Below are 785 nucleotides of genomic sequence, written 5' to 3' on the forward strand. Positions count from 1 at the left end.
GTGAACCACTCCCGTGGGGGTACCGTCCGCCTGCCCCGCGATGAACGGCTCATGCACTCCCCGTGCCAGATATTTTTCGCCGAATGCGCGGCGGCTCCGTACGGCGGCTACTTCGTGCAGCCCGTCTGGCCCGAGGCCAGCGTCGCGCAGGCCTCGGCGGAGGTGCCCTCCTTGACCGCGACCATCGGCGTATACGCATCGAAGTCCGCGTTGACCGTGCCGTTCTGCTTGGCTTCGGCGCCCTTGCCCGAACCGGTGATCGTGACCTTGTCGCCCGGCGTGGCCTGGGTGATCCGCGCCCACGCCGCCCCGCAGGTCTTGCTGTACCGCACCTCGACCAGCGCCTTGCCGACCGTGGCCCGCGAGGTGGTCGTCGCCAGCTCGCCGCCGCAACCCATGTTCTCGGGGTCCTTGCCCGCGCAGTCCGCGCCGCTGCACTCGACGCCCGCGGGCAGCTTCGCCTTGCTGGAGACGGGGGTCCTGGACGGCTCGGCCTTGTCTTCCTTCTTGTCGCCGCCGCCGACGCCGGTCAGGAAGACCGCCGCCGCGATCACGACGAGGGCACCGACCACGCCCGCGAGGAACATCGTCAGCTTCCGCTTGCGCCGCTGCCCGTCGGGCGAGTCGCCGCCGCGCCCGGCCGCCCGCGGACCGCCCGGCGGCTGTGACGCCCCCCCGGTCACCGCACCCGCGCCGAAGGCGGACGCGGAGGCGTCACCGTACGAGGAGGAGGGGGCGCCGTACGGGGACCCCTCCCCGTACGGCGCCCCCTCCTCCTCGTACGG

General features: G+C 73.0%; 1 protein-coding gene. It reads right to left on the bottom strand.

From position 1 onward, the window contains the following. Positions 1-107: 107 nt before the first annotated feature. On the bottom strand, positions 108-785 hold a 678-nt coding region (locus AB8Z36_RS41160; RefSeq protein ID WP_369218448.1), incomplete at its 5' end, for a DUF2690 domain-containing protein.

Source organism: Streptomyces flavofungini, assembly GCF_041028215.1.
In the GTDB taxonomy this organism is placed as follows: Bacteria; Actinomycetota; Actinomycetes; order Streptomycetales; family Streptomycetaceae; genus Streptomyces; species Streptomyces flavofungini_B.